The following is a 22,488-nucleotide window of genomic DNA, read 5'->3' on the forward strand; positions in this document are numbered from 1 at the left end:
CACCAAACCGCACTAGAACCTTTGGAGGAACCCTACAAAGATCGGCAACGGTGATAGTCGTTATGTGGACTTTTGCCGGCTCGTGGCGCTTACTGGCTGATTTGCGAGCAGGGGCACCACCGGGTCGAGCCGGCCCACGGTCAGGGCCACCTGGAGGGCGAACGCGTCCCGGGGGACCAGCGGCGAGAACCCGGTCACCTCGGCGATCCGCCGCAGCCGGTAGCGCACCGTGTTGGGGTGCACGAACAGCGCCCGGGCGGCGCTCTCCAGCGTCCCGCCGGCGGCGAAGAACGCGTCCAGGGTCTCCAACAGCTCGCCGCTGGCACGGGCCAGTAGCGCGTACACGTCGTGGCGCAGCAGACGGCGGGCCTCGGCGTCGCCGGCCAGGGCCCGCTCGGGCAGCAGGTCGGCCGCCGGCACCGGGCGCGGCGCGGTGGGCCAGGCCGGGGCAGCCCGGAACCCGGCCAGCGCGGCGCGGGCCGAGTCCGTCGCCTCGTCCAGGCTCGGCACCGCCGGGCCCACCACCACCGGGCCGTCACCGAACGCGGGCAGCAGCGTCCCGGCGGCGGAAAGCGGGTCGGCCGCCCCGCCGAGCACGATCACCAGCCGGTCGCCGTGCACCCCGCCGATCATCTCCACCCCGATCCGCCGGGCCAGCCGGTACGCGGTGTGCAGCACGGCGGCCACCTCGCCGCCGGGGGAGCGGCCCACCGCGACCGCGACCGGCGGGGCGTCCGACCAGCCCAGCGCGGCGGCGCGGCTGGCCAGCACGTCCGGGGAGTCCCCGCGCAGCAGGGCGTCCACCAGCAGGGCCTGCAACCGCGCGTCCCAGGAGCCGCGCGACTCGGCGGCCCGCGCGTACGCCCGGGCGGCGGCGAAGGCGATCTCCCGGGAGAACCGCAGCACCGCCTCCCGCAGCCGCTGCTCCTCGCCCTCGGCGGCCAGGGCGCCGACCTGCTCCTCCACCACCTCGATGGTCACCTTGACCAGCGCCACCGTCTGCTGGAGGCTGATCGAGCGGGCCAGCGCCTGCGGCGCGGTGGCGAAGACCTCGTCGGAGACCTCCTGGGTGCTGTCGGCCGAGCCGCCGCCCTCACGCAGCCACTGCACCAGCGACCGGGCGCCGGCCTGGGCCACCAGCATCACCCAGGAGCGCTGGTCGGCCGGGAGCGCCCGGAACCAGGGCAGCGTCTCGTCCATCCGGGCCACGCTGGCGGTGGCCAGCGCCCCCGCCGCCCGCTCGATCCGGCGCAGCGTGGCCGACAGCTCGATCCCGCCCGGCTCGCTCACCCCCCCAGCCTTTCAGAAGGCCGGGGGCCCCGGTCAACGGCACCGGTGGCGCGGGCGCTCACCCCCTCGGCGGCGGGGCCGGCAGGGCCAGCTCCTGCGCCAGGATCGCGGCCTGGACGCGGCTGCGCAGGTCGAGCTTGGCCAGGATCCGGCTGACGTGGGTCTTGGCGGTGCTCTCCGCCATCGCCAGCCGGTCGGCGAGCTGCTGGTTGGACAGGCCCAGCCCGAGGCAGGCCAGCACATCCCGCTCCCGGGCGGTCAGGCCGGCCACCGCCTCCCGGACGGCGGCCGACGCCCCCGGAGCGGTGGCCGCGAACGCGCTGATCAGCCGCCGGGTCACCGCCGGGGCGATGAACCCCTCGCCCCGGGCCACCGTCCGGACGGCGGCGACCAGAGTGTCCGCGTCGGTGTCCTTCAGCAGGAAGCCGGCCGCCCCGGCGCGCAGCGCGCCGAACACGTACTCGTCGAGGTCGAAGGTGGTCAGCACCAGCACGTCGGCGAGCCGGCCGGCGACGATCTCCCGGGTGGCGGAGATGCCGTCCAGGCGGGGCATCCGCACGTCCAGCACGGCGACGTCGGGGCGCAGCTCGGCGCAGAGCCGCACCGCCTCCTCCCCGTCGGCGGCCTCGCCGACCACCGCGATCCCCGGCGTGCCGGCCAGGATCAGCGCCAGCCCGGACCGCACCGCCGCCTGGTCGTCGGCGAGGACCACCCGCACCGGACCCTCCGCGCCGTCGCCCCCTCGGCCGGGGCCGGCGACGCCCGGGCCGCTCACGCCGGCTCCCCGGTGGGCAGCGCCGCCCGCACCCGCCAGCGCCCGTCGGCCGGGCCGGCGGCGAACTCGCCGCCCAGCAGCACCGCGCGCTCGCGCATCCCGATCAGGCCGGCGCCCGCCCCGGCCAGCCCGCCACCGCCCGCCTGGACCGGGTTCGCCACGGTCACCACCACCTCCGCCGGTCGGTACGTCACGATCAGTTCCGCCTCGCCCGCGCCGTGCTTCAGCGCGTTGGTCAACGACTCCTGCACGATCCGGTACGCCGCCAGGTCCACCCCCACCGGCAGTGGACGCGGCCCGCCGGTCACCTCGGCCCGCACCGCCAGCCCAGCGGCCCGCATCCGGTCCACCAGCAGGTCCAGCTCGTCGAGGCGGACCCGGGTCGCCTCCTCGGCCGCCCCCGCCGCCCCCGCCGTCGGCTCCCGCAGCAGCCCGATGAGCTGGCGCATCTCCGCCATGCCCTGAACGCTGCTCTCCCGGATGACCCGCAGCGCAGAGTTCACCTGCGCCCGGTCCAGCCCCGGCACGGAGAGCGCGGCGGTGGCGTGGATGGCCACCGCGCTGAGGTGGTTGGCCACCACGTCGTGCAGCTCCCGGGCCATCCGGGACCGTTCGGCGCGGACCGCCTCCCGCCGGTCCAGCTCGGTGAGCCGGGCGGTCTGCTCGGCCCGGGCCCGCTCGGCCGCCGCCTGGTCCCGGTACTGCCGCACGCTGATCCCGGTCAGCACCGGCAGGACCGCGACCAGCACCACGGGCACGGCGAGCGCCACCCCCCGCCAGTTGCCGGCCAGCAGCGTCCCGCCGCCGGCGGCGAGCAGGCTGAGTGCCACGGCGACCCGCAACAGCCACCGCCACAGCCGGGGCGGGCCGTACACGCAGGAGTCGTAGAGCACCTGGGTGTAGATCAGCGCGGTGCCGAGGGTGGTGCCGAGGGCGACGTCGACGACCAGCGCCGCCGTGCCGAGGGCCAGGCCGGTGCGGGTGGCCACCCGGCGCAGGCCGACCGCCACCGACACGGCCAGCAGCGACGGCAGGAAGGCCGCAGCCGGCACGTCGGTGCGCGGGGCGATCGCCAGGTACGAGCCGAGGCTGAGCAGCGCCAGCCCGCCCGTCAGGGAGGCGCCGGCCAGCGCCAGGTCCCGGCCAAGGGTCCCGGAGCCGAGCCAGGGTGGCGGTCGCATGGCCCGATCCCACCACACCCGCCGCCGCCCCGGCTCCGCCCACGGCACGAGGCCGTGGTCCGCCGAAGGAGGTACGGCTCAGCCGTACACCGGGGTCATGACGGCGGCCGGGCGCAGGTGCCCGGCGTCGCCCTGGCCGCCTGGCGGCCCCTGCGAGCCCGACCGGGTCCGTCCTTCGGCGGACCCGGATCTCACCGTCCGCGCCGACGCCGGGGCCCGCGACGGGCGACATGCTGGACCCCGACGAACGGGGAGGTCGGCGTGCTGGTCACGATCATCATCGGGTGCGAGATCGGGTTCTGGGTGGTGCTCGCGGCGGGGCTGGTGGCCCGCTACCCGCTGCGTAGACCGAGCCTCGGCGCGGCGCTGCTGTTCTGCGTACCCCTGGTCGACCTGGTGCTGCTCGTGGCGACCGCGCTGGACCTGCGGCGCGGCGCCACCGCGGACGTCACCCACGGCCTGGCCGCCGCCTACCTGGGCTTCTCGGTGGCCTTCGGACACTCGATGATCCGCTGGGCCGACCAGCGCTTCGCCCACCGGTTCGCCGGCGGCCCGCCCCCGGTCCGGCCGCCCCGGCACGGCTGGGCGCGCACCCGGCACGAGTGGCGGGAGTGGGGCAAGGGGCTGCTGGGCTGGGCCGTCGCCTGCGCGCTGCTCGGTGCCGGGATCCTCTACGTGGACGACGCCGAACGCACCCGTGAGCTGTGGAACTGGATCCAGAAACTCACCCTCGCCATCGGGATCTGGCTGGTCGCCTTCCCGGTCTGGGAGACGATCTTCCCGCGTCGCCCCAAGCACTGAGGTGGGGTACGCGCCGCACGACTCGTCGGCCCGCCCCAGTACGGTGACAGGGCACGCGGGCCACGACCGGCCAGGCGCGACGGCGAGCAGGGGGAGACCGGGGATGGCGCACGGGGAGGCCGAGTACGGCTGCGCCCAGGGGGAGACCCGCCGGCCGGGCCACCACGACCCCCAGCCGGCGGCCGAGCACCACCGCCGGCTCACCGGCCCGGTCCACCCCGTCGAGCCGACCTCCGGCCGGGCCGCCGAGCGGGCCGAGGACGACGCGCCGGTGCCCCGCCAGCGCACCCCCGAGCCACTCGCCGACGAGCTGGGCCGCGCGGCGGCCTGCCGCAGCGACCTGCCCGGCTGGGCCGGCGCGCACCGGCACGGCCCGGTCCGCCCCCGGCACCGGGCGGTCCGCCGGGAGCGCCCGCCGCGCCGCTGGTGCTGACAGCGGCCTGACGGCCCGCCGCCGGCCCCGCCCCGTGGCGCGGGTCCGCGGGCCCACCCGTGCCGGCCCCGCGGTGACCCCGCAGCGGCTAGCGTGAACAGGGTGAAGGCGATCGCGATCGACGCGTACGGCCCCGCCGACCGGCTCGCCGTGCGGGAGTTGCCCGACCCGCCGGTCGGGCCGGACACGGTGCTGGTGCGGGTGCGCGCGGCCGGCGTCAACCCGGTCGACGGGAAGATCCGCGAGGGACACCTCGCTGCGGCCATCCCCGCCCACTTCCCGCTGGTGCCCGGCTGGGATGCGGCCGGCGTCGTGGCCGCGGTGGGCCCGGCGGTGGCCGGGTTCGCCGTGGGCGACGAGGTGATCGGGTACGTCCGCCGCGACGACCTCCAGCACGGCACGTACGCGGAGCTGGTGCCGGCCCCGGAGCGGACGGTGGCGGACAAGCCGGTCCGCGCGTCCTGGGCGGAGGCGGCCGGGTTGCCGCTGGCCGGGCTCACCGCGTACCAGGCGCTCCAGCTCACCCGTACCGGGGCGGGGGACACCGTGCTGGTGCACGGCGCGGCCGGCGGGGTCGGGCACCTCGCCGTCCAGATCGCCCGGGCGCTCGGCGCCGGCAAGGTGATCGGCACGGCCGGCGAGGCCAACCACGACTTCGTCCGGTCGCTCGGCGCGGAGCCGGTCAGCTACGGCGACGGGTTGCTCGACCGGGTCCGCGCGGTCGCGCCCGACGGGGTGGACGTGGCCCTGGACCTGTTCGGCGGGGCGGCGCTGGACGTCTCGGCCGAGCTGCTGACCCGCCCCGCCCGGCTGGTCTCCACCGCCGACCCCGAACACGTCACCCGCCTCGGCGGCAACTACCTGTTCGTCAGGCCTTCCACGACGGACCTGAGCGTCCTGGCCGGGCTGGTCGACGCCGGCCGGCTCACCGTCCACGTGACACGGACGTTCCCGCTGGACCAGGCCGCCGAGGCGCAGCGACTGGTCGAGCAGGGGCACGTCCGGGGCAAGGTGGTCCTGGAGGTCTGACCCGCCGACCGCCCGGCGGGTAGCGCTCGGGCAGCTCAGGCGGCTCAGCGGGTGCGGATCAGCGGGTGCGGCGGCGGATCAGCAGCGCGATCCCGGCCAGCCCGAGGGTGATCACCAGCATCACCCCGACGTTGAGCAGCAGCAGCCGCTGCAACTCGCCGAGGGTCTCGTCGAGGTCCTGGCCCGGGTTCAGCGAATCGTCCGGGTTCACCCGCTCGCCGCCGCCGACGCCGCCCCCGCCGACCGTGTCGAGCTGCCGCTCCAGCGGCACCCCGGCCGTGCGCAGGCTCTCCGACATGTTCAGCCGGCCGAGGAACCAGCCGGCCTTCACCTTGGGGGACGGGCCCGGCTGCTTGGCCGGCCGGTACACCCGCGGGCCGCCCTTGGCCAGCGGATACAGGTCGTACGTCTGGGTGGCGATCTCCCCGGCGAACACCACGACCGTGTACTTCGGCCCGAGGTCCTTCGCGGCCGGGCCGGAGGGCGAGCCGGTGCGACCCAGCCAGCTCACCTGGTCGAGGACCGCGGGCACCGCGGCGGGGTGGGTGGCGGCCCGCAGCCGCAGCGGCTCGGGGAGCCGGTCGCCGGTGATGTCCACGCCGGCCGGCTGCGGTTTCGGGGCGGCCGGCACCGCGACCCGCGCCGGGCCGGCGGTCTGCGCCGGACGGCCAGCGTGGGCCGGTCCCGTGAGGACCGCCGCCAGCAGCACCCCTGCGGCCAACGCGATCAGCCGCCTCACCTGTCGGACCATCGCCGCCTCCTCGCCCCGTTTCGATTTGGATGGCTTCACTGTGGGTCACGCGCTGGTCGGTCGACGGCGGTGACCTTGCCCCCAGGGCGGGTGCCCACCTCTAAGACTGTGCGGAACGTCGATCAGTTGCAGCTACTGGATCGGGAATTGGAACTATCTGCGATCCTGGGCCGACTAATCATCAGCCGTTGATTAGCGGGCGGATAGTACCTTTCCGGAGGGGTTCATGGGGGGCACGTTCCCACGTGTGGCACGTACCTGGGTAGTGGTTCTCGGCGTGGCGCTCGGTGTGTCGCTGGCGTTCCCGGCGGCGCCGGCTTCGGCGCACAATTCGCTGACCGGCAGCAACCCGGAGAACGGCGCGCGGGTGGCCGCCGCGCCGGCCCGGATCGAGCTTCGCTTCCTGGCGAAGCCGGACCCGGGTACGACGAAGATCACAGTGACCGGTCCGGACAACGTGGCCGCGCTCGGGGGCGAGCCCACCTTCTCCGGCAGCCGGGTGAGCGTCCCGTTCGCGCCCGGCGCCGCCGGCCTCTACGTCGTCGGGTACCAGGTCGCCTCGGGCGACGGCCACCCGATCAAGGGCGAGGTGCGGTTCACCCTCACCACCGGCACCCCGGCCCAGCCCCCGTCGTCGCCCCCGACAGCGAGCGCCGCCCCGACGGCCGCGCCGTCGTCACCGCCTGCCACGACGAGCCCGCCGGCGGCTGCCCCGGCCGCCGCCGAACGCTCCGACGACGACGGCGGCGGTGCCGGCTGGCTGTGGGCGCTCGGCGGGCTCGTCGTCCTCGCGGCCCTCGCCGCCGGCCTCCTGCTGCGCCGCCGCTCGCCCCGCCCCTGAGCCGGCGCGTGCCCGGGTACTGACGGCGAAGGAACCTTGCCCCGGGCGCGCCCGGGGCGCTGACGGCGAAGGGGCCCGCCGGGTCACCGGCGGGCCCCTTCGCAAGTCAGGTCAGGGCAGGCGGAGACGCGCGGCGCGCAGCCGGGTGAGGGAGCGCTCGCGGCCGAGGACCTCCAGCGACTCGAACAGCGGCAGGCCCACGGTGCGGCCGGTGACCGCGACCCGGACCGGTGCCTGAGCCTTGCCGAGCTTGAGGCCCCGCTCCGCGCCGACCGCCTCCAGCGTCGCCTTCAGCGAGTCGGCGTTCCACGACTGGAGCGCCTCGAACGCGACCACCGCCGCGTCCAGCAGTTCGGCCGCGCCCTCCTTCATCGCCTTGGCCCAGGCCGCCTCGTCGATCAGCGGTGCGGCCAGGAAGAGGAAGTCGACGTTCGGCACGATCTCGCTGAGCACGGCGATCCGGGTCTGGGCCAGGGGGGCGACCGCGGCGAACGCTTCCGCGTCGAACTCCTCCGGCTGCCACGGCGGCGGGGCGATGGTGTCGGTGCCGGTCAGCCACGGCTGGCAGGCCGCGACGAAACCGTCCACCGGCAGCGCCCGGATGTAGTCGCCGTTGAACGCGCGCAGCTTCTTCTCGTCGAAGAACGCAGGGGAGGGGTTGACCTCCTCCAGCCGGAACTCCTCCTCGATGACCGACCAGGGCACGATCTCCCGGTCGCCGGACGGCGCCCAGCCCAGCAGCATCAGGTAGTTGCGCATCGCGTCGGCGAGGTAGCCCTCGTCCCGGAACGCCTCCAGGGCGACCTTGTCCCGCCGCTTGGACAGCTTCTGCCGCTTCTCGTTGACCACCACCGGCACGTGCGCCCAGATCGGCGGGGTGACCCCGAGGGCGTCCCAGAGAAGCTGCTGCTTCGGGGTGTTGGGCAGGTGCTCCTCGGCCCGGATCACGTGGGTGATCCCCATGGTCATGTCGTCGACGACGTTGGCCAGCAGGAACACCGGCGAGCCGTCGCCCCGGGCGATGACGAAGTCCTCGATCAGCTTGTTCTCGAAGGTCGGCTCGCCGCGGATCAGGTCGACCACCACGGTCTCGCCGGAATCGGGGGTCCGGAAGCGCAGCGCCCGACCCTCGCCCGGTTCCAGCCCCCGGTCGCGGCAGAAGCCGTCATAGCCCTGGTACTGGGAGCCGGTGCGGGCCTGCACGGCGTCGCGGGTGCAGTCGCAGTAGTACGCCCGGCCGGCCTCGAACAGGCGCTGGGCGGCGGCGCGGTGCTCCCCGGCGTACGAAGACTGGAAGTGTGGGCCCTCGTAGCTGCCCCGGGCGATGCCGATCCAGTCCAGCGCCGAGAGGATGCCCTCGGTCCACTCAGGCTTGTTGCGGGCCGCGTCGGTGTCCTCGATGCGGAGCACGAACACCCCGCCCTGCTGCTTGGCGTAGATCCAGTTCTGCAGGGCCGAGCGGGCACCGCCGACGTGGAACATACCGGTCGGGGAAGGGGCGAAGCGCACACGTACCGTCACGTCCCCCAGCCTACGGCGGTTGGCCAGCGGCTTTCGCGAGGGGGCGGGCCACCCCCTCCCGACGGGTCAGGCCACCGAGCGGATCTTGACCACCAGGACGCTGCCGAGCAGGGTGACCGCCGCGGTGGCCGCGTACAGGGTGGGGTAGCCGCCCAGGTGCACCACGAGCGGGGCGGACAGCGCCGGGCCGAGCACCTGCGGCGCGGAGTTGGCGATGTTGATCACCCCGAGGTCCTTGGCCCGGTCGGTGGCCGTCGGCAGCACCTCGGTGATCAGCGCCGCGTCGACGGACAGGTAGACGCCGTAGCCCGCGCCGAGCAGCAGCGCGGCGACCATGGCCATCGACCAGACCGGGGCGACGGCCAACAGCGTCGCGGCCACCGCCATCACCAGGCCCGAGGCGATCACGAAGACCTTCCGTCGCCCGGACCGGTCGGACAGCCGGCCGGAGACCACGGCGGTGAGGATCATCCCGAGGGTGTAGAGCAGGATCAGGATCAGCAGCCCGCCCTCGGGATCGGGGTGGCGCACCCCGTCGGTGAGGAAGTACAGCAGGTACAAAGTGCCCAGCGCGTTGCCGAGCTGGACCAGGAACCGGGTGATCCAGGCCCAGGCGAAGTCGGGGTGCCGGCGCGGGCTGATCCACATCGAGGCGAGCAGGGTGCGCAGCCGCAGCGCCGGGCGGTGCTCCCGGGGCAGCGGGTCGTCGGCGGTGAGCAGCGCGAACGGCAGCGACAGCAGCAGCACGGCCAGCGCGACCGCGGCGTACCCGGCGGCGTTGCCGGTCACCAGGGCGGTCACCAGCACCGCGCCGAGCACCAGGCCGAGCGACTGCGGGATGCCGATCCAGCCGGAGACGCCACCGCGCTGCGCCACCGGCACCCGGTCCGGGATGCCGGCGGTGAGGCTGGCCAGCATCGCGTTGAAGCAGACCTGGGCGGCCACCCAGCCGACCGCCACCCCGGCGATCGTGTTCTGCCGGGCCAGCAGCAGCAGGGCGAGCGCCCCGAGGACCGCGCCGCCGGCCGTCCAGACGTGCCGGCGGCCCAGCTCCCGGCCGCCCAGCCGCAGGCAGGTCCGGTCGGACAGCGCACCGGCGAGCGGGTTGGCCAGCACGGCGGCGAGCGCGCCGAGGCCGGTGACCACGGCGAACATGGCCTCCTTGTTGCCCGGCGCGATCCGCTCGATCTGCTGGGGCAGCAGCACCTGGATGGGGGTGAAGAAGGCCATCCACACCCCGAGGTTCGCCGCGAAGATCAGCGCGATCCAGCCCCGCCGCACCGGCACGATCGGCTCGGCGAGCGCCGCCGGCAGCGCGACCGGCGGCGGGTCGACGGTGGTCACGGCCCTACTCCGCGTTCGGTGTCGCGGGGCCCGCCGGCCGGGTGACGGCGTCGCGGAACCAGGCGTACGACGACTTGGGCGTGCGGGCCCCGGTGGCGAAGTCGACGTGCACCAGGCCGAAGCGCTTGGTGAAGCCGTCGGCCCACTCCCAGTTGTCCAGCAGCGACCAGACGAAGTACCCGGTCACGTCCACGCCCTCGTCGATCGCCGCCCGCACGGCGCGCAGGTGCCCGTCCAGGTAGGTGATTCGCTCCGGGTCGTGGACCCGGCCGTCGGCGTCCGGCGCGTCGTCGTAGGCGCAGCCGCTCTCGGTGACCTGGATCGGCGGCAGCCGGTCGCCGTACCGGTCGCGCAGGCCGGTGAGCAGCTCGCGCAGTCCCTCGGGGACGACCGGCCAGTCGAACGCGGTGCGCGGGTAGCCGGTCAGCTCCACCAGCTCGAACGGCAGCGGCGAGTCCGCGTCGGGGGCCCGTACGCCGGTCGGGTTGTAGTAGTTGACGCCGAGCACGTCGATCGGTGCGGCGATGACCGCGAGGTCGCCGTCGCGGACGGCCCCCGTGTCGGCCCCGGGGACGTCGGGGTAGCCGAGGCCGAGCAGCGGGTCGGTGAACAGCCGGTTGTGCAGCGCGTCGTACGCGTCGGCGGCGGCCCGGTCGGCGTCGGTGTCGCCGGCCACCCGCACGGGCGAGTAGTTGTTGGTGATGGCCACCGGGCTCGTGGTGCGTGCGCGTAGCGCGGCGACGGCCAGGCCGTGCCCGAGGAGCTGGTGGTGGGCCACCGGGAACGCGTCGAACAGCAGCGTCCGGCCGGGGGCGTGCTGGCCGGTGCCGTAGCCGAGGCTCATCTGCACGAACGGCTCGTTGAGGGTGATCCACAGCTTGACCCGGTCGCCGAGCCGGGCGGCCACCAGGTCGGCGTACTCCGCGAACCGGGCGGCGGTGTCCCGGTTCAGCCAGCCGCCCGCGTCCTCCAGCGGCTGCGGCAGGTCCCAGTGGTACAGGGTGGCGACCGGGTCGATGCCGGCGGCGGTCAGGTCGTCGACGAGCCGGTCGTAGAAGTCCAGGCCGGCGGCGTTGGCCGGGCCGGTGCCGCCGGGCTGGACCCGGGGCCAGGCGACCGAGAACCGGTACGCCGACACGCCGAGCCCGGCCATCAGCGCGACGTCCTCGCCGGTCCGGTGCCAGTGGTCGCAGGCGACGTCGCCGGTGCTGCCGTCGGCGACCCGCCCCGGGGTGTGCGCGAAGGTGTCCCAGATGGACGGCCCGCGTCCGGCGGCGGTCGTCGCGCCCTCGATCTGGTAGGCGGCGGTGGCGACGCCCCAGCGGAATCCGGCCGGGAACCCGGGCAGCGGCTCGGTGGTCATGCATCCTCCAGGCGAGTCGAGAACCGACGGCGTTCGCGGTCCGCGGGGACGCCGGGAGCGCGACCCGCAGGACGCCCGCGAAACGCGAAACGTGTTCGGACTCTAGGCCCCCGACCATCGATCGCGCCATAGGCGGTCGGCGATCGGCACGCAAGGGTTTTCGGCGTGTCTTTTCCGAAGAAGTCCTAGTAAGTCCGTTTTCATGCATAGAGTGCGGAATATCGCGGATGTCCTCAGTGGGGGAAAGAACGAAAATGATCCTCGTGGAACGCAGTACGCACGTGGCGGCGCCGGTGGAAGCGGTCTGGGAAGTCGTCCAGCGGGCCGAGCAGTTACCGGCCTGGCTGGCGGGGGTCCGTGCGGCCGAGGTGCTCTCGGGAGAGGGCTTCGGCCGCCGGCAGCTGGTCCAGGCCGGGCGCGGCTCGGCCCACGAGGCCGAGGTGATCGCCTACCAGGAGCCGAACCTGATCGGCTGGCGGGAGCGCGCCAAGGGCGCCGGGGCCCGGGCCGAGGCCCGGACCGAGATCTACGTCCAGCTCACCGGGGACGAGGAGCAGGGCGGGACCGTCGTGCGGCTCATCGTCGTACGCTGGCCGGCCGGCCCGGTCAAGGCCGCCCTGCTCCGGCTCGGGTTGCGTCGGGTCGGCGCCGACCTGGAGGACTCGCTGGCCCGGCTCACCGATCTGGCCGCCGTCGGCTGAGGGCCGCGTCCTGAGGCGTCACCCGCGACGGCGGTGGTCCGGCGTCCCCGCCAGGGGCGTCCGGGCCACCGCCGAGTTGCGAAAACGGAAGGGCCCGGCGCGGTGATCACCGCGCCGGGCCCTGTGCTCGCCGGCCCTAGCTGTCGCCGCCGGTCTCGCCGACCGGGGCCGCGTTCACGTCGTCGATCGCGTACTTCTTGGCCGCCTCGGCCGGAACCGTGGCCGGCACCACGCCGCGCAGCGCGAGCTGCCGCAGCGTCGCGACCGCCACCGACTCGGCGTCGACGTGGAAGTGCCGGCGCAGCGCGTGCCGGGTGTCGGACATGCCGAACCCGTCCGTGCCGAGCGAGGTGTAGTCGCCCGGTACCCAGCGGGCGATCAGGTCCGGCACCGCGCGCATCCAGTCGCTGACCGCGACCTTCGGCCCGTCGGCGTCGGCCAGCTTCTGCTGGATGTACGGCACCCGCTGCTCCGCGCCCGGGTTGAGCAGGTTGTGCTCCTCGCACTGCACCGCGTCGCGGCGCAGCTCGGCCCAGGAGGTCACCGACCAGACGTCGGCGGCCACCCCCCAGTCCTGGGCGAGCAACTGCTGGGCCTTGAGCGCCCACTGCATGCCGGTGCCGGAGGCCAGGATGTTGGCCTTCGGGCCGTCGACCTGCGGGGCGGGGGAGTAGCGGTAGATGCCCTTGAGCAGGCCCTCGACGTCCACGTCCGCCGGCTCCGCCGGCTGGTGGATCGGCTCGTTGTAGATCGTCAGGTAGTAGAAGATGTTCTCCGGCTGCTCCCCGTACATCCGGTGCAGGCCGTTCTCCACGATGTGCGCCAGCTCGAACGCGAACGCCGCGTCGTAGGCGACCACCGCCGGGTTGGTGGCGGCGAGCAGCAGCGAGTGGCCGTCCTCGTGCTGGAGGCCCTCGCCGTTGAGCGTGGTCCGCCCGGCGGTCGCGCCGAGCACGAAGCCCCGCGCCATCTGGTCGGCCGCCGCCCAGAAGCCGTCGCCGGTGCGCTGGAAGCCGAACATCGAGTAGAAGATGTACAGCGGGATCATCGGCTCGCCGTGGGTGGCGTACGCGGTGCCGGCGGCGGTGAACGAGGCCACCGAGCCGGCCTCGTTGATGCCCTCGTGCAGGATCTGCCCGGTCGTCGACTCCTTGTACGACAGGAACAGCTCCCGGTCGACCGAGGTGTACCGCTGGCCGTGCGGCGAGTAGATCTTCTGGGTCGGGAAGAGCGAGTCCATGCCGAAGGTGCGGGCCTCGTCCGGGATGATCGGCACCCAGCGCTTGCCGAACTCCTTGTCCTTCATGATGTCCTTGAGCAGGCGGACGAAGGCCATCGTGGTGGCCACCTTCTGCTTGCCGGAGCCGCGCTTGACGTCGGCGAACCGCTCGCTGCCCGGGATCGCCAGGGCCTTGCCGGCGGTCCGCCGGGACGGCAGGTAACCGCCGAGCTGCTGCCGCCGCTCCTTCAGGTACGCGATCTCGTCAGACTTCTCGCCCGGCTGGTAGTACGGCGGGAGGTAGGGGTTCTCCTCCAGCGTCTTGTCCGAGATATCCAGGTAGAGGCGGTCGCGGAAGAGCTTGAGGTCGTCCAGCGTCAGCTTCTTCATCTGGTGGGTGGCGTTGCGGCCCTCGAAGTGCGAGCCGAGCGTCCAGCCCTTGATCGTCTTGGCCAGGATCACCGTCGGCTGGCCGGTGTGCTCCGTCGCCGCCTTGTAGGCCGCGTAGAGCTTGCGGTAGTCGTGGCCGCCCCGCTTGAGGTTCCAGATCTCGTCGTCGGTGAACCCCTCGACCATCTTGCGGGTCCGCTGGTCGCGGCCGAAGAAGTGCTCCCGCACGTACGCCCCGGACTCCGCCTTGTAGGTCTGGTAGTCGCCGTCGGGCGTGGTGTTCATCAGGTTGACCAGCGCGCCGTCGGTGTCGGCGGCGAGCAGCGGGTCCCACTCGCGGCCCCAGACGACCTTGATGACGTTCCAGCCGGCGCCCCGGAAGAACGCCTCCAGCTCCTGCATGATCTTGCCGTTGCCCCGGACCGGCCCGTCGAGCCGCTGGAGGTTGCAGTTGATCACGAAGGTGAGGTTGTCCAGCTCCTCGCGGGCGGCCACGCCGATCGCGCCGAGCGACTCGACCTCGTCCATCTCGCCGTCGCCGAGGAACGCCCAGACGTGCTGCTGCGAGGTGTCCTTGATGCCCCGGTGTTGCAGGTACCGGTTGAACCGGGCCTGGTAGATCGCGTTCATCGGGCCGAGACCCATGGAGACCGTCGGGAACTCCCAGAAGTCCGGCATCAGCCGCGGGTGCGGGTACGAGGGCAGCCCGCCGCCGGGGTGGGACAGCTCCTGGCGGAACCCGTCGAGCTGGTGCTCGCTGAGCCGCCCCTCCAGGTACGCGCGCGCGTACATGCCGGGGGAGGCATGGCCCTGGTAGAAGATGTGGTCGCCGCCGCCCGGGTGGTCCTTGCCCCGGAAGAAGTGGTTGAAGCCCACCTCGTAGAGCGACGCCGAGCTGGCGAAGGTGGAGATGTGCCCGCCGACGCCGATCTCGGGGCGCTGCGCGCGGTGCACCAGCATCGCCGCGTTCCACCGGATGTACGCCCGGATCCGCCGCTCGATGTGCTCGTCACCCGGGAACCACGGCTCGTGCTCCGGCGGGATGGTGTTGATGTAGTCGGTGGTGGTCAGCGACGGCACCCCGACCTGACGCTCGCGCGCGCGCTCCAGCAGACGCAGCATGACGTACCGGGCGCGTTTGGTTCCGCGCTCGTCGATCACTCCGTCGAGTGACTCGATCCATTCGCCGGTCTCTTCGGGGTCGATGTCCGGAAGCTGGCTCGGCAGACCGGCGGTGATCACCGGGCGCTTGCGTTCCGTGGCCACAGGCGTTCCCTCGGTTGTGTGTGGGACAGGTCTCTAGATGCCATCCTGCCTCCTCCCGACGGTGATCGTCACGTCTGCCTCCCCTAGACGCGACGCTGGACACACGTACCCGTCGGTAATTTCGGGTCGGCCCGCCCCGCCCGGCGTGGCGGGCGGGTTGCCCGCGCCCTCTACCGTCGGGCCATGACGATGCTGCGGGGGTTGGCCGGCGCAGTCGTACTGGTCGGCGGGCTCGTCCTCCTGCTGGCGCTGATCGGGCTCGCCGGTGGGGAACTCGACGCGGCCCGGTCCGGGGTGTTCGGCCTGGCCCTGCTGGCGGCGGGCCTGGTGCTGTTCGAGCGGGCGGGCCGCCGGCGCGGAGGGGACTCCGGCGGCTGGTCGGGCGGCGGCGAGAGCGGGGGCGGCGGAAGTTGGTGACCGCCGTCGCGGCGGCTGCCGGCGGGCACGCCGTCCCTCGGGCAGAATGCGCCGTATGCGCACCGAGGTGATCACCGTCCAGACCGGGTCCCGGCCGACCGTCCGGGACATCACCGCCGAGGCGGAACAGTTCGTCTCGGGCCAGGGCGACGGCCTGCTGCACGTCTTCGTGCCGCACGCCACCGCCGGCCTGGCCGTGATCGAGACCGGCTCGGGCTCCGACGACGACCTGCTGCGGGCGCTGGACGACCTGCTGCCCACCGACGACCGCTGGCGGCACCGGCACGGCTCGCAGGGGCACGGGCGGGACCACGTCCTGCCCGCCTTCGTCCCGCCGTACGCGACCCTGCCGGTGGTCGACGGGCGGCTCGCGCTGGGCACCTGGCAGTCCATCTGCCTGGTCGACACGAACGGCGACAACCCCACCCGCAAGGTCCGTCTCTCGTTCCTGCCGGGCTGACCCGGGGCGGGCCCCACCCGCCATCGGCACCCGGCTCAGGGCGGGACGGTCCCCCCTCGGCAGGCCGGACGTACGATGACGCCCATGCCGCAGCCCGTCCCTCCCGGCAGCGGGCCCGACGCGGGCGACCGCTCCGGCCTCGCCGGGGACACCGTGCGCCGGCTCCTGCACGTCGCGGCGGCCGTGCGGCACCATCAGGACGCCGAGGTGGCCGAGCTGGGGCTGATCCCGGCCGCCGCCCGGGCGCTGCACCAGCTCGACCCGGACCGCCCGCAGCCGGCCCGCGACCTGGCCGAGCAGCTCGGCTGCGACCGGTCGAACGTCACCACCCTGGTCGACAAGCTGGAGCAGGCGGGGCTCGTGGAGCGCCGGGCCGACCCGACGGACCGCCGACTGAAGACGCTGGCGGTCACCGAGGCAGGCCGGCGGATGCGCGGCCACGTCGAACGGGCGATGTCAGACTCCCGACTGCTCTCCGGGCTCACCGACGCCGAGCTGGCCACCCTGCGCGAGCTGGTGTGGAAGGTCTCCGACGGCGGCTGCCCGCAGCGGTGCGCGGAGGACTGAGCCGCGCCGGGCGAATCGTGTCTGAGTGGGCGAGCGGGCGTCGAGTCGGTAATGCTGTCCGACGTGACCACCCCGCAAGATCTCGACGACCGGTTCCGGGAGGCCCTCGCCGGGCTGGCTGCCGCGCCTCGGCGACGTGACCCGGCCGAGCCCGTCCGCGACGGCACGGCGCTGACCGGGGCGCAACTGCTGGACCTCTTCGACGCCCAGGTCACCAGCCGGCAACTCGACCTCGCCGGGCGGTGGCTGCGCAGCTTCGGCGAGGGCTTCTACACCATCGGGTCGGCCGGCCACGAGGGCAACGCGGCGGTCGCCGCCGCGCTGCGTCCCGGTGACCCCGCCCTGCTGCACTACCGCTCGGGCGCGTTCTACTGCCTCCGGGCCGCCCTGGCCGCCGGCCGGACCGCCTTCCCCGAGCCGGCCTTCCCCGACCCGGCCGGGAACGCCGACGAGGGTGGCGCGGGCGACCACGCCGGCCCTCGCCGCCCAGAGACCGCCCCAGCCCCCGACGCCGCCGTTGCCGCCCCAGACCCCGCCCCCGACGCCGCCGTTACCGCCCCAGACCTCGCCGCCGACGACACGGCTGCCGCAGACACGGACGCCGCAGACGCCGACGCCGAGGGCCCCGACGCCGGCCTGACCAGCCCGGCCGGTCCGCCCAGCCCGGCCGGCGCGGTCCGCCCGAACGGCCCGGCCGGCGCGCCGGCCGACGCCGTGGCGGGGGGAGACGCCGCCGAGGGTGCCGGCCCGGCCGGGGAGACCGACCCGGAGGACGCGTACGCCGAAGCGGCCCGGGACGTGCTGCGCGGCATGGTCGCCTCCGCCCGGGAGCCGATCGCCGGTGGCCGGCACAAGGTCTTCGGCCGGGCCGACCTCGCCGTCGTCCCGACCACCTCCACCATCGCCTCCCACCTGCCCCGGGCGGTCGGCGCGGGCCTGGCCCTGGAGCGGCTGCGCCGGCGTGACCCGGCCGGGCGGCCGGCCGGGGCGGCCCCGGTCGGCGACGTCGGGCAGCCACCCCGCTCGCCCTGGCCGCCGGACGCCATCGTGGTCTGCTCGTTCGGTGACGCCTCGGTCAATCACGCCAGCGCCACCGCCGCGTTCAACACCGCGGGCTGGTACGACCACACCGGGCTGCGCATCCCGGTGCTCTTCGTCTGCGAGGACAACGGCCTCGGCATCAGCGTCCGCTCGCCCAGGGGCTGGGTGGAGGCGACGCTGCGGGCCAAGCCGGGCATCCGCTACTTCGCCGCCGACGGGACCGACCCGGTGCAGTCGTACGAGGCGGCGGTGGAGGCGGCCGGCTGGGTGCGCCGGCACCGGCGGCCGGCCGTGCTGCACCTGTCCACCGTGCGGCTGATGGGACACGCCGGGGCCGACGCGGAGGCCGCGTACCGCCGCCCCGGGGAGCTGGCCGCGGACCTGGCGCGGGATCCGCTGCTGACCACCGCGCGGCTGCTGGTCTCCGCCGGCATGGCCACCGCCGACGAACTGCTGACCCGCTACGACGAGCGCGGCTGGCAGGTACGCCGGATCGCCGAGGAGGTGCTCGGCGAGCCGAAACTCGCCTCCGCGGCCGAGGTGGTCGCCGAGATCGCGCCCCGGCGTCCGGCCCGGGTGGCCCGCGCGGTGGCCGACGCGGCGACCCGGGCCGCCGGGCCCGGCGCGGTCGCCCGGGCCGAGGCGTTCAGCGGCCGGTTGCCCGAGTCGGCCGGCCCGCTCACCCTGGCCCAGAGCATCAACGCCGCCCTCGCCGACGGCATGCTCGACCACCCCGGGATGGTCGTCTTCGGCGAGGACATCGCCGCCAAGGGCGGGGTGTACGGGGTGACCAAGGGGCTGCGCGACCGGTTCGGCGCGGCCCGGGTCTTCGACACCCTGCTCGACGAGACCTCGATCCTCGGGCTCGGGCTGGGCGCCGGGCTGGCCGGGCTGCTGCCGGTGCCGGAGATCCAGTACCTGGCGTACCTGCACAACGCCGAGGACCAGCTCCGCGGCGAGGCGGCCACCATGCGGTTCTTCTCCTCGGGCGCGTTCCGCAACCCGATGGTGGTCCGAGTGGCCGGGCTGGCGTACCAGGAGGGCTTCGGCGGGCACTTCCACAACGACAACTCCCTCGCCGTGCTCCGCGACGTACCGGGCCTGGTGATCGCTGTGCCGGCCCGCCCCGACGATGCCGCGCCGATGCTGCGCGCCTGCCTGGCGAGCGCGGCGGTGGACGGCAGCGTGTGCGTCTTCGTCGAGCCGATCGCGCTTTACCACACCCGCGACCTGTACACCAAGGGCGACGGCGAGTGGCTGGCCGACTATCCGGAGCCGGAGGCGTGGGCGGCCGGACACGCCCCGGTCGGGCGGGCCCGGGTCTACGGCGTGGGCTCGGCCGAGGATGTCACCATCATCACCTTCGGTAACGGCGTGCGGATGTCGTTGCGCGCGGCCGCCGCCCTCGCCGACGAGGGGGTCGGTACCCGGGTGGTGGACCTGCGCTGGATCGCGCCGCTGCCGGTCGCGGACATCGTCCGGGAGGCCTCCGCGACCGGCCGGGTGCTGGTCGCGGATGAGACGCGCCGGTCCGGCGGGGTCGGGGAGGGGGTGCTCGCGGCGCTGGTGGACGGGGGGTACGTCGGGGCGGCGCTGCGGGTGGCGGCAATTGACTCGTTTGTACCATTAGGCCCGGCAGCGCGCCAGGTGCTGGTGTCCGAGGAGGCCATCACCCAGGGTGCCCGTACGCTGCTGGCACGGTAAATTCCGATCCACCCGGTGCGCCACTTGCGCGGGGAGCCACGAGTGTGTGGACTCTGCCTGACGGCATCGCAACGATGCCGCGAGCAGGGACGAGATGAGGAGGCACGCGACAGTGAGCGCGACCGCTGGTCAGGCCGCCGACGGGGTACGCAGCCTGGCGGACCGGTTCGGGATCGAGCCGGGGATGGTCGTCATGGAGATGGGGTACGACGAAGACGTCGACCAGGATCTCCGAGACGCCCTGACCGACCGCTGTGGAGATTTGGTCGACGAGGACACCGATGAGGTGGTCGACGCGGTGCTGGTGTGGTACCGCGACAGTGACGGTGATCTCTTCGAACTCCTCGTTGACGCCCTCGGCCCGCTGGCCGACAACGGCGTCGTGTGGCTGCTGACACCCAAGGCCGGGCGGGAGGGTCACGTCGAGCCGAGCGAGGTCGCGGAGTCCGCACCCACCGCTGGCCTCCAGCAGACCTCCACGGTCAACGCCGGCCGGGACTGGAGCGGCGCACGCCTGGTGCTGCGCCGGGGTGCGAAGGCCAAGAAGTAGCAGCGGCCCCGCCCGGGGCAAGACCGGGCAGCAGCCCTCCGCCACCACACCCGGCAGCCCCGGCCGCCGGGCGTGGTGGCAGGCTGGTGTGACCCTGACTCGACCTGAGGAGCTTGCATGCCGATCGAGGTTGGCGCGGACGCGCCGGACTTCGTGCTCAAGGACCAGAACAACCAGGAGGTCCGGCTGTCGGACTTCCGTGGCAGCCGCACCGTGCTGCTGGTCTTCTACCCGCTCGCCTTCACCGGCATCTGCCAGGGCGAGCTCTGCGAGGTGCGGGACAACCTCAACGAGTACGTCAACGACGACGTGCAGGTGCTCACCGTCAGCGTGGATTCGGTCTACAGCCACAAGATCTGGGCCGACAAGGAGGGCTACCAGTTCCCGCTGCTGGCCGACTTCTGGCCGCACGGCGCGGTGGCCCAGGCGTACGGCGTGTTCAACGACGTCGCCGGGATCGCCAACCGGGGCACCTTCGTGATCGACAAGGCCGGCGTCGTCCGGTTCGCCGAGATGAACATGCCGGGCGAGGCGCGCGACCAGCAGGGCTGGCGCAAGGCCCTCGCCGAGGCCGTCGCCGCCTGATCCCACCCCAGGCACACCGGCGCGTCGGGCCGGGGCCGGCAGGGTAGGCTTGCCGGACTCCGGCCCGCCGTACGGGCGTTCGGGGCGCGTAGCTCAGTGGGAGAGCACTCGCCTTACAAGCGAGGGGTCGCAGGTTCGAAACCTGCCGCGCCCACAAACCCACCTCCACCTGCGGAAACACAGGTAGAGGATCACAACTTCAAAGAGCTTAATCGGTCGGACAGGACTCGCTTACTTAGTTCACCGATCATCGAACAACGCCTTCCGACTCCTTCCCGAGAAGCCCTCGGAGCGCGGAAACGGCCCACCGCAACCCCCGCCGCAGCCAGCACCACCGAACGGGCCGCGCCGACGCTCCGACCCCCGAATCGGCAGCAGACGAACGGTACGCGAGTGCTGTCTGGAGGTGACGGCTACGGCCAGCAAAGCGCGGTGAGCTCCCTGCCAACCTCGGTCCGATGCAGCCGTACATCGGGGACCGCTGCCGCCCACGACACCGGGTCGACAGGTGTCGCCTCCACGGCCGGCGCCGGTGGCGGCTGTTCCCACTCCCCGGTGTACATCTGCCCGGACTCGGCCTTGAGGAGTTGCATCTGCACCCGCCCGGCGAGGGTGACACCGACTGGTTTCGGGCCGCTGTCGGTCGACCAGCGGGTCACGCCACCGGCCCACGGCTGGACGGCCAGGCTGTCGGCGAGCCAGCCGTCGAACTCGTGTACGCGCATGGGTCACACATCCGCAATGTCGATGACGGGCACCCCGCCGTACAGCTTCCCGTCGGCGGTGAGCACCGCGGCGTCGTGGTCGAGTGCGGCCATGGCGCAGGCGGCGAGGTCGGGGCGGCCGGTCGCGGAGCGCCAGTACGCCAGTTCATGCCACGACTCGCCGTGGGTGTCGAGTACAGCGCAGGCCCTGTGTTGGAGGAGTCGCATGAGTAGGGCCCGGTCGCGGCCGTCGTCGATGTCGGCGAGGGCTTCGGCGGCGGTGATGGCGGGCACGCCGAACGCGACACGGCCTTCAACGATTTCGTGGATGGGTTCGGCGACGTGCACGGACCCGGCGATGTAGGCGAGTAGCGCGGACTTGTCGAGGATGAGCCGGACGGGCCGGTGGGGTGCGGTCACGCGGCGGAGGAGTGGGAAGCGCCGGGGTCGGTGAGCATGTCGGCGGCTGCCCGTCGGATGTCTTCGCGGAGCGCGGCTCGCCGTTCGGGGGACCATTCGGCTTCGACGGCGAGGCGGCGGGCGCGGGCGCGGGCGACGCCTTCGGCGGTGACGGTGATGCCGAGGTCCCGGTTGAGGTTGGTGAGCTGTTCGAGTTCGATGCGGGCGCGGATGGTGTCGGCGACGAACGCGCTGGCGTTGGGTTCGGCTTCGAGCCGGTCGGCTACATCTTCGGGGACGGAGATCGACAGTTTGCGGAACCGCTGAACAGGCTCGGTCATACCAGCAGGATAGCGCGGGTAGCACCGGGGATGTAGCAGGTCACCGGCCATGACGGCGTGGTAGCCGTGGCTTTGCTTGGCGAGGATCGCGGCAACGGCGCGCGGGTGCTCGATGTACGGCCACCCGGCCTTGTCGACCTGCCCGCGGTGGGCGTGCTCGGCGAGGGCGTCAGCGTCGGCGACGGTCGGGGCTGCGGTCACCGGTTGTCCTTGGCGTACCCGTCGAGCCCCTCCATCCAGAAGCGCTCGAACAGCAGGCTGAGGCAGAAGTACACGTCGGCGGCCTGCCTGGTCGGCAGCTTACCGATCGCGCGGGCGATGACTGCGGCGTGTTCGATGGGCAGTTTGAGGGTGATGGTGGCGGGCATCTGGTCGGCGTCAAGGGCGAGCTGGCAGGTGCCGCATCCCGTGCGCATCCAGCTTCTGGCTGATCTCGGCGCGGATGGTTGAGCCGAGCCGTCCGGCGCCTTCACTTGGTGCCCAGAATCTCGTACACCGCTTCGCCGACCACCGCCGCACTGTCGTTGATCATCCGCACCACCACAGGGCTGGCAGCGGACAGGACAAGCCCACCCTCCCTGAGGCTGTCCACCTAGGCGGTTTGAGCGAGGGCCGACACGCGCAGGTTGTTTCGCCGTAGACGTGACACCACCTCAGGCCAGGCACGCCGAATCTCAACGACCGTGAGTGGTTCCTCGGGTGCGGCTGACCGTCTCGGTGAGCTGATTCTCGGCGGCGGCGAGCGCGTCACCGACGATCGAGTGCAGGCAGACGTAGCCGCGTTTCGCGCCAGCTGACTTGGCTCGGTAGGCGGC

General features: G+C 73.6%; 24 protein-coding genes and 1 tRNA gene. 12 read left to right on the plus strand and 13 right to left on the minus strand.

Annotation, left to right across the window (positions count from 1 at the left end):
• Nucleotides 1–60 precede the first annotated feature (60 nt).
• From OG559_RS19430 to OG559_RS19440, 3 genes are read right to left on the minus strand one after another with little or no spacing between them, the layout of a single operon-like run.
• Complete coding sequence (locus OG559_RS19430) at nt 61–1,290, minus strand: PucR family transcriptional regulator (RefSeq protein ID WP_405105680.1); 1,230 nt, start codon at nt 1,288–1,290, stop codon at nt 61–63.
• Nucleotides 1,291–1,348: 58 nt separating this feature from the next.
• Nucleotides 1,349–2,065 carry a response regulator gene (locus OG559_RS19435; protein WP_405105682.1) on the minus strand — a complete coding sequence of 239 codons (717 nt, stop codon included), beginning with the start codon at nt 2,063–2,065 and terminating at the stop codon, nt 1,349–1,351.
• On the minus strand, nt 2,062–3,246 hold the full coding sequence (locus OG559_RS19440; protein ID WP_405105684.1) for a sensor histidine kinase: 1,185 nt from the start codon (nt 3,244–3,246) through the stop codon (nt 2,062–2,064). Before OG559_RS19440 ends, OG559_RS19435 begins: the two co-directional genes overlap by 4 nt.
• A 261-nt stretch (nt 3,247–3,507) precedes the next feature.
• Between OG559_RS19440 and OG559_RS19445 the strand changes: the two genes are divergently transcribed.
• From OG559_RS19445 to OG559_RS19455, 3 genes are all read left to right on the plus strand, one after another.
• Nucleotides 3,508–4,047, plus strand: coding sequence for a hypothetical protein (locus OG559_RS19445; RefSeq protein ID WP_405105686.1), 540 nt, complete (start codon nt 3,508–3,510; stop codon nt 4,045–4,047).
• A gap of 103 nt (nt 4,048–4,150) precedes the next feature.
• Nucleotides 4,151–4,480 carry a hypothetical protein gene (locus OG559_RS19450; protein WP_405105688.1) on the plus strand — a complete coding sequence of 110 codons (330 nt, stop codon included), beginning with the start codon at nt 4,151–4,153 and terminating at the stop codon, nt 4,478–4,480.
• A 102-nt stretch (nt 4,481–4,582) separates the two neighbouring features.
• A complete protein-coding gene (locus OG559_RS19455) occupies nt 4,583–5,509 on the plus strand; it encodes an NADP-dependent oxidoreductase (RefSeq protein ID WP_405105690.1) in 927 nt (308 codons plus the stop codon).
• A 58-nt stretch (nt 5,510–5,567) separates the two neighbouring features.
• Here the strand turns inward: OG559_RS19455 and OG559_RS19460 are convergent, their stop codons facing one another.
• Entirely contained in the window at nt 5,568–6,260 is a 693-nt protein-coding gene (locus tag OG559_RS19460; protein WP_405105692.1) for a hypothetical protein, read from the minus strand.
• A gap of 247 nt (nt 6,261–6,507) precedes the next feature.
• On the opposite strand from OG559_RS19460, the gene OG559_RS19465 reads away from it, so the two are divergent.
• Complete coding sequence (locus tag OG559_RS19465) at nt 6,508–7,101, plus strand: copper resistance protein CopC (protein ID WP_405105694.1); 594 nt, start codon at nt 6,508–6,510, stop codon at nt 7,099–7,101.
• Nucleotides 7,102–7,212: 111 nt separating this feature from the next.
• On the opposite strand, the gene gltX is transcribed toward OG559_RS19465, so the two are convergent.
• From gltX to OG559_RS19480, 3 genes are all read right to left on the minus strand, one after another.
• Complete coding sequence (gene gltX / locus OG559_RS19470) at nt 7,213–8,622, minus strand: glutamate--tRNA ligase (protein ID WP_405105696.1); 1,410 nt, start codon at nt 8,620–8,622, stop codon at nt 7,213–7,215.
• Nucleotides 8,623–8,688: 66 nt separating this feature from the next.
• A complete protein-coding gene (locus OG559_RS19475) occupies nt 8,689–9,966 on the minus strand; it encodes an MFS transporter (RefSeq protein ID WP_405105697.1) in 1,278 nt (425 codons plus the stop codon).
• 4 nt (nt 9,967–9,970) lie between these two features.
• The gene (locus OG559_RS19480) at nt 9,971–11,329 is read right to left on the minus strand and encodes a GH1 family beta-glucosidase (protein ID WP_405105699.1); all 1,359 of its coding nucleotides are present in this window, start codon (nt 11,327–11,329) and stop codon (nt 9,971–9,973) included.
• A 254-nt stretch (nt 11,330–11,583) separates the two neighbouring features.
• Between OG559_RS19480 and OG559_RS19485 the strand changes: the two genes are divergently transcribed.
• A complete protein-coding gene (locus tag OG559_RS19485; protein ID WP_350882602.1) occupies nt 11,584–12,030 on the plus strand; it encodes an SRPBCC family protein in 447 nt (148 codons plus the stop codon).
• A 136-nt stretch (nt 12,031–12,166) separates the two neighbouring features.
• Here the strand turns inward: OG559_RS19485 and aceE are convergent, their stop codons facing one another.
• Entirely contained in the window at nt 12,167–14,905 is a 2,739-nt protein-coding gene (gene aceE / locus OG559_RS19490) for a pyruvate dehydrogenase (acetyl-transferring), homodimeric type (RefSeq protein ID WP_405105702.1), read from the minus strand.
• A 183-nt stretch (nt 14,906–15,088) separates the two neighbouring features.
• Here aceE and OG559_RS19495 point away from each other — a divergent pair, with 183 nt between their 5' ends.
• The 7 genes from OG559_RS19495 (at nt 15,089) to OG559_RS19525 (ending at nt 20,383) form a co-directional block, all read left to right on the plus strand.
• A complete protein-coding gene (locus tag OG559_RS19495; RefSeq protein WP_405105704.1) occupies nt 15,089–15,322 on the plus strand; it encodes a hypothetical protein in 234 nt (77 codons plus the stop codon).
• 55 nt (nt 15,323–15,377) lie between these two features.
• The gene (locus OG559_RS19500) at nt 15,378–15,782 is read left to right on the plus strand and encodes a secondary thiamine-phosphate synthase enzyme YjbQ (protein WP_396671280.1); all 405 of its coding nucleotides are present in this window, start codon (nt 15,378–15,380) and stop codon (nt 15,780–15,782) included.
• Between the two features lie 84 nt (nt 15,783–15,866).
• Entirely contained in the window at nt 15,867–16,349 is a 483-nt protein-coding gene (locus OG559_RS19505; protein ID WP_405105706.1) for a MarR family winged helix-turn-helix transcriptional regulator, read from the plus strand.
• Nucleotides 16,350–16,400: 51 nt separating this feature from the next.
• Nucleotides 16,401–19,094, plus strand: coding sequence for a thiamine pyrophosphate-dependent enzyme (locus tag OG559_RS19510; RefSeq protein WP_405105708.1), 2,694 nt, complete (start codon nt 16,401–16,403; stop codon nt 19,092–19,094).
• Between the two features lie 112 nt (nt 19,095–19,206).
• Entirely contained in the window at nt 19,207–19,644 is a 438-nt protein-coding gene (locus tag OG559_RS19515; protein ID WP_405105710.1) for a DUF3052 domain-containing protein, read from the plus strand.
• A 117-nt stretch (nt 19,645–19,761) separates the two neighbouring features.
• The gene (locus OG559_RS19520; protein WP_387025741.1) at nt 19,762–20,229 is read left to right on the plus strand and encodes a peroxiredoxin; all 468 of its coding nucleotides are present in this window, start codon (nt 19,762–19,764) and stop codon (nt 20,227–20,229) included.
• An 82-nt stretch (nt 20,230–20,311) separates the two neighbouring features.
• Nucleotides 20,312–20,383: transfer RNA gene (locus OG559_RS19525), tRNA-Val, on the plus strand.
• 259 nt (nt 20,384–20,642) lie between these two features.
• Here OG559_RS19525 and OG559_RS19530 read toward each other — a convergent pair.
• The 5 genes from OG559_RS19530 to OG559_RS19550 are packed head-to-tail and all read right to left on the minus strand — an operon-like array spanning nt 20,643 to nt 22,265.
• Nucleotides 20,643–20,954 carry a hypothetical protein gene (locus tag OG559_RS19530; protein ID WP_405105712.1) on the minus strand — a complete coding sequence of 104 codons (312 nt, stop codon included), beginning with the start codon at nt 20,952–20,954 and terminating at the stop codon, nt 20,643–20,645.
• Between the two features lie 3 nt (nt 20,955–20,957).
• Nucleotides 20,958–21,353 carry a hypothetical protein gene (locus OG559_RS19535; protein ID WP_405105714.1) on the minus strand — a complete coding sequence of 132 codons (396 nt, stop codon included), beginning with the start codon at nt 21,351–21,353 and terminating at the stop codon, nt 20,958–20,960.
• Entirely contained in the window at nt 21,350–21,874 is a 525-nt protein-coding gene (locus OG559_RS19540; protein ID WP_405105715.1) for a hypothetical protein, read from the minus strand. Before OG559_RS19540 ends, OG559_RS19535 begins: the two co-directional genes overlap by 4 nt.
• Nucleotides 21,871–22,089: a hypothetical protein gene (locus OG559_RS19545; RefSeq protein ID WP_405105717.1), complete on the minus strand. Its 219-nt coding sequence runs from the start codon at nt 22,087–22,089 to the stop codon at nt 21,871–21,873. The genes OG559_RS19540 and OG559_RS19545 overlap by 4 nt, the downstream gene beginning before the upstream one ends.
• Before the next feature lie 53 nt (nt 22,090–22,142).
• A complete protein-coding gene (locus tag OG559_RS19550; RefSeq protein ID WP_405105719.1) occupies nt 22,143–22,265 on the minus strand; it encodes a hypothetical protein in 123 nt (40 codons plus the stop codon).
• Nucleotides 22,266–22,488 lie beyond the last annotated feature (223 nt).

Source organism: Micromonospora sp. NBC_01405, from assembly GCF_045040155.1.
GTDB lineage: Bacteria > Actinomycetota > Actinomycetes > Mycobacteriales > Micromonosporaceae > Micromonospora.

Coding starts and splice junctions, on each gene's coding strand:
- OG559_RS19440 (WP_405105684.1), bottom strand. CDS start 3,246: ATGCGACCGCCACCCTGGCTCGGCTCCGGGACCCTTGGCCGGGACCTG.
- OG559_RS19450 (WP_405105688.1), top strand. CDS start 4,151: ATGGCGCACGGGGAGGCCGAGTACGGCTGCGCCCAGGGGGAGACCCGC.
- OG559_RS19460 (WP_405105692.1), bottom strand. CDS start 6,260: ATGGTCCGACAGGTGAGGCGGCTGATCGCGTTGGCCGCAGGGGTGCTG.
- OG559_RS19480 (WP_405105699.1), bottom strand. CDS start 11,329: ATGACCACCGAGCCGCTGCCCGGGTTCCCGGCCGGATTCCGCTGGGGC.
- OG559_RS19485 (WP_350882602.1), top strand. CDS start 11,584: ATGATCCTCGTGGAACGCAGTACGCACGTGGCGGCGCCGGTGGAAGCG.
- OG559_RS19495 (WP_405105704.1), top strand. CDS start 15,089: ATGACGATGCTGCGGGGGTTGGCCGGCGCAGTCGTACTGGTCGGCGGG.
- OG559_RS19500 (WP_396671280.1), top strand. CDS start 15,378: ATGCGCACCGAGGTGATCACCGTCCAGACCGGGTCCCGGCCGACCGTC.
- OG559_RS19505 (WP_405105706.1), top strand. CDS start 15,867: ATGCCGCAGCCCGTCCCTCCCGGCAGCGGGCCCGACGCGGGCGACCGC.
- OG559_RS19510 (WP_405105708.1), top strand. CDS start 16,401: ATGCTGTCCGACGTGACCACCCCGCAAGATCTCGACGACCGGTTCCGG.
- OG559_RS19520 (WP_387025741.1), top strand. CDS start 19,762: ATGCCGATCGAGGTTGGCGCGGACGCGCCGGACTTCGTGCTCAAGGAC.
- OG559_RS19530 (WP_405105712.1), bottom strand. CDS start 20,954: ATGCGCGTACACGAGTTCGACGGCTGGCTCGCCGACAGCCTGGCCGTC.
- OG559_RS19545 (WP_405105717.1), bottom strand. CDS start 22,089: ATGCGCACGGGATGCGGCACCTGCCAGCTCGCCCTTGACGCCGACCAG.